The following is a 3,897-nucleotide window of genomic DNA, read 5'->3' as shown; positions in this document are numbered from 1 at the left end:
GGCTGCGGCACGCTCCTGACTATCAACCGTCAGACCGGAAGGTCGGGCCAGGTGACTATCAGGTCTGGTTCGCCGCTTCGGCGGACAACCGCGACCGGTTCAGACAGGCTGACCCGGATAAGCGATCCTGCAGTTTGGACTTCTTGCCACCCCATTGGTTCCTGTGTCATGGGCCCAGTGTTACAGACAAGCCGCCATCCGGCCGGATACTTAAGCCACGCGGCGCCTCACACTCGTCGGCCAGCGGCGCGACTTCTGACACCATGGGGTGGTGGAATCTCAATCTGTTGCCCCTATCGACACGCATGCAGGCATTCGGATGTGGCAGGACTATTCCGCCGCTCATCCCGAGGCAGTAGCAGCGTCGCCCGAGTACACTGTCGAACACTTCGGTGACACCCGTCGACTAGCGGATGAGCTGCTAGCCCTCGTCCTCAGCGGACGGAAGCGGGCGACGGCGGAGCTGGTTCGTGATTTCATCTCTCGAGGTGATCAGGTGCCCCGCATCGGATCCCATTGGATTGCCTGCGCTGGAGATGGAACTCCTCGCATCATCATTCGCAGCCTGGAACTCCGCATCGGTGATTTCGCCAGTGCAGATGCCGCGTTCGCCATTGACGAAGGCGAGGACGATCTAAGCCTGGAGAGTTGGCGGCGTGAACACCGCCGGTACTGGACCCGGGTAGCAGCAGCCCAGGGTCGGCGCTGGTCGGAAAGCGAAGAGATCGTGTTCGAGCGTTTCGGTGTCGTGTGGCCGCCAGAACATGCGGACTCGGCCCTAGGCTAGCCAGCTGGCAGCCTCTGCCCGGTACAACTCACACATTGCGTTGTAATAGTCTTTCGTTACCCCCTGATGCTTCATCCCGATACGCCTACACACGCTTTGAGATGCTGTGTTCGCAGCCGAGGTTATTGCGATCACCCGGTCCAGGCCTGCGCTGAAACCATGTGCCAGCACAGCTGACGCTGCTTCGGTTGCGTATCCCTTCCCCCAATAATCCGGATGGAAATGCCACCCAATTTCCGTGTCACCTGATAGTTGGAGCGGCGCCTCACCCGATGCAGGAATCCCCTTCAACAGGATGGTCCCAACCAATTGGGAATCCTTTACTCGCTCCACCGCCCAAAACCCCTGGACAGGATGGTGGAAGCCCCGGCATTTCTCGATCAGCCTGTCAGCCTCGGATCGGCCCTCCATTACCCGTGGAACCAACCCGATAAAGCGTTGGACCTCCCAACGGGAGTAAAGGTCGTAAACAAATTCAGCGTCGGTTGGCTCCCACATTCGGAGCAGCAAACGGTCGGTCGCTAAAGGCCGCACGTGGCCCCCTTGTGCCGAAGCCATCGGTTGACCTGCGCTGAGACTCCTCCCTGAGATCCCCGGTAAGAGGCCGTCTGCCGAAATCCCGCACGCTCGGCGACTCTTTCACTTGCGGTGTTGCCTGAGACAGTTTCCAAAGCCACCGTTGGAAAGCCATTGTCGAAAAGCCAAGTTGCCACGAGTTGAACAGATTCGGTCGCTGTCCCACAGCCTCGGGCGACGGGTTTCAGGGCATAGAAGACTTCCGGTTCGCCGCCATCGCACCATCCCATCCCAACCGTCCCCACCGCCGAGCCATCGATTACTATCGCATACCGGGCAGCAAGCTGACTCCTGTGACGTTCCTGGGTTCGGACTATCCGGCTGCGGGCAGCTTGTTCCTCGAGATTCAGCGGATAGTAGGTCCACTGGGGAACATCTGAAACCCGGCTCAAGTCGTATTCCAACTGCCAGTCTTCTTCTGTCAGGCATCGGAGCAAGAGATATTCGCTGCGGAGCTCTTGCGGGAATGGGATAGGAAACGCCATCACCTGATGATGGCATAGGAATCAGGACAAAAGGCCGCGCTTCACCACCCGAAGAGGATTCCAGGAGTGACCGCCGCTATTGCCGTTCCCACGACCCACACCGCGCCGTTTCGAAATCTTGCCCCTCCGACAGGGTTACAGTCGGTCTCCCGCCTCCAGGAATATCATTTGCCTGAATGTCATCGCCGTTGGTCCCCGAGGTGTAAATACCCCAGTAGCACTTCGAGCCAACGTTCTCGGTTGTTCGATAGGCACCCGGCTCCACGTCAACGCCGACCGTCCACGTACCTTCCGCAATCGTGTTTGCCGCCTTTTCTTCCTCCGCGCCGGACACAGCGTCTTCCCGCGCCTTAACCGCGTCAGCTGCAACTTCCACCTCGCCCCGCAGGGTCTCAACTTCGGCCTCGCGCTGCTCAACTGCCGTCAAGGCTTCCTGCAACTCTGCGTCGTTGCCCTCTACTTCACTAGACAACTTCTCGAACCCGGTCTTCATGTCCGAATACCGCGACTGCAACGAGTCCCGTTCAGCTTCCAACTCTTCGGACTGCAGCGCCAGAGAAAGGTAATCGTCACTCGATTTTGGGTCGGGCAGGACCGTGCCTAGTGCGATCCCTCCCCCAAAGAGACCTACACCCAATACTCCCGCGGCAATCCGTGTGGTGCGGCGAGATAGATTCAGAGGACTCTTCGTCCGCTTCGCTTCGCTGATGGACATTGACTGTGATTCTCCCAAGTTAGCGTTGGTCAGCTATTTCAATGACGACATTCATGCCGCTGTCGGGGTGGTAACCCCAGGACGCCGAAAAGTCGCCCCACTCCCCAGATAGATTGCCGTCGAGTGCGCGGGTGCTGTCCATCCGAGACACGATGCTGTCCGAAACTTCAAGTTCATCCAGGACACAAACGAGCGCAGCATAGGGTGCCCCCGAAGACTCAGCGCCTTCGGTACTTATCGAGATACTCCGTCCCTCATCTCCGACTTGCACGCCTTCAGTTCCATCGACTCCGCACGCTGACACCGCATCGTCGATCGGGCTTGAAGCAAAGGTCTCGGCGGGTTCGGCGCTTGGACTGGAAGGCAGCGACAGAACGCCGTAGGACAGGACTGAGCCGATTGCCATGCCAATCACCAATCCAGTGAGACCGAAGACAAGCGGTTTCCGGTCCGGTGCCGGCGATCGGTTGGGCCCGGACTTCGACACCCCTGGAGGTGCATCCGGGGGTGGAAGCATGGGTTTCACTGCGGGTTGGACTGACCCCGGTACTTGGTCGTGCGGCATTACTGGGTCCTGTCTGTGGCGTCGATGTCGGGTATGACTATCGGCCGATTCGTTTCCTGCGTTAGAGCTTGGCGATGGACCAACAGATCGGGCGCCCAATCCGCGGCTGCGTCCTTCCCTGTCCGCCGAATTCGTCGCCGGGTGACCGTATGATCGGTTGGTCATAGGTGGTAACGGTCTTAGTAATTTGGGGAATCAATGCAGGAAACCAGCCCGTCGTCGGGATTTTTCGCTCGGAAGCGTCGTCGTTATTCAACAGCAGTCATCCTGGCGGTGTCTGTCGTTGCAGGGGTGGCGGGGTGCGGTACCGCGAGCGCAGACGCCCAAACCGGCGAGGTGGTCCGGGTCATCGACGGTGACACATTGGTCATCAACTTCGAAGGTGAGGACCAGAGGGTCCGGCTCCTCAACGTAGACACCCCTGAGACAAAGCACCCAGATAAGGCGATTGAGTGTCTCGGCCCTGAAGCGACGGCCTTCCTGGAGCGCATGTTGCCACCTGGCACCACGGTGGGCCTGGACTTCGACGTCGAAAGGACCGACCAATATGACCGTGTGCTAGCGGCCGTCGCCCTGGAGGACGGCACATTGGTCAATGCGGAGATTGCCCGTCAGGGGCTGGGCATAGCAGTCCTCTTCGAACCGAACAGCAAGTATTTCGACGTCGTTCGGGACGCTCAGGCTGAGGCCACCGCCAACGAAACGGGTCTTTATGATCCTGCGGCGGAGTGCACTGTCCCGGCCGAAATTGAGCAGGCTGCGGCGGCCG

General features: G+C 59.4%; 6 protein-coding genes. 2 read left to right on the top strand and 4 right to left on the bottom strand.

Translation table 11 applies throughout. The features are described from left to right. Positions 1 to 319: 319 nt before the first annotated feature. On the top strand, positions 320 to 787 hold the full coding sequence (locus tag K728_RS0112330) for an ASCH domain-containing protein (protein ID WP_193353933.1): 468 nt from the start codon (positions 320 to 322) through the stop codon (positions 785 to 787). Here K728_RS0112330 and K728_RS0112325 read toward each other — a convergent pair. The 4 genes from K728_RS0112325 to K728_RS19350 all read right to left on the bottom strand — a co-directional run bounded on the left by K728_RS0112325 (position 779) and on the right by K728_RS19350 (position 2,969). Then, positions 779 to 1,345: a GNAT family N-acetyltransferase gene (locus tag K728_RS0112325; RefSeq protein WP_084442889.1), complete on the bottom strand. Its 567-nt coding sequence runs from the start codon at positions 1,343 to 1,345 to the stop codon at positions 779 to 781. The genes K728_RS0112330 and K728_RS0112325 overlap by 9 nt on opposite strands. Next, a complete protein-coding gene (locus tag K728_RS23260) occupies positions 1,309 to 1,848 on the bottom strand; it encodes a GNAT family N-acetyltransferase (RefSeq protein WP_084442888.1) in 540 nt (179 codons plus the stop codon). The genes K728_RS0112325 and K728_RS23260 overlap by 37 nt, the downstream gene beginning before the upstream one ends. Before the next feature lie 76 nt (positions 1,849 to 1,924). Further along, on the bottom strand, positions 1,925 to 2,563 hold the full coding sequence (locus K728_RS20210; protein WP_019484134.1) for a hypothetical protein: 639 nt from the start codon (positions 2,561 to 2,563) through the stop codon (positions 1,925 to 1,927). Between the two features lie 19 nt (positions 2,564 to 2,582). After that, a complete protein-coding gene (locus tag K728_RS19350; protein ID WP_202802726.1) occupies positions 2,583 to 2,969 on the bottom strand; it encodes a hypothetical protein in 387 nt (128 codons plus the stop codon). 357 nt (positions 2,970 to 3,326) lie between these two features. Here K728_RS19350 and K728_RS0112305 point away from each other — a divergent pair. Continuing rightward, positions 3,327 to 3,897: thermonuclease family protein (locus tag K728_RS0112305; protein ID WP_024476903.1), on the top strand; the 571-nt coding region annotated here is incomplete at its 3' end.

The organism is Arthrobacter sp. CAL618 (assembly GCF_000468215.1).
In the GTDB taxonomy this organism is placed as follows: Bacteria; Actinomycetota; Actinomycetes; order Actinomycetales; family Micrococcaceae; genus Arthrobacter_D.
This window is presented reverse-complemented; position numbering and strand designations above follow the sequence as displayed.

Coding starts and splice junctions, on each gene's coding strand:
- K728_RS20210 (WP_019484134.1), bottom strand. CDS start 2,563: ATGTCCATCAGCGAAGCGAAGCGGACGAAGAGTCCTCTGAATCTATCT.
- K728_RS0112325 (WP_084442889.1), bottom strand. CDS start 1,345: ATGGCTTCGGCACAAGGGGGCCACGTGCGGCCTTTAGCGACCGACCGT.
- K728_RS0112330 (WP_193353933.1), top strand. CDS start 320: ATGTGGCAGGACTATTCCGCCGCTCATCCCGAGGCAGTAGCAGCGTCG.
- K728_RS19350 (WP_202802726.1), bottom strand. CDS start 2,969: ATGGCAATCGGCTCAGTCCTGTCCTACGGCGTTCTGTCGCTGCCTTCC.
- K728_RS23260 (WP_084442888.1), bottom strand. CDS start 1,848: ATGGCGTTTCCTATCCCATTCCCGCAAGAGCTCCGCAGCGAATATCTC.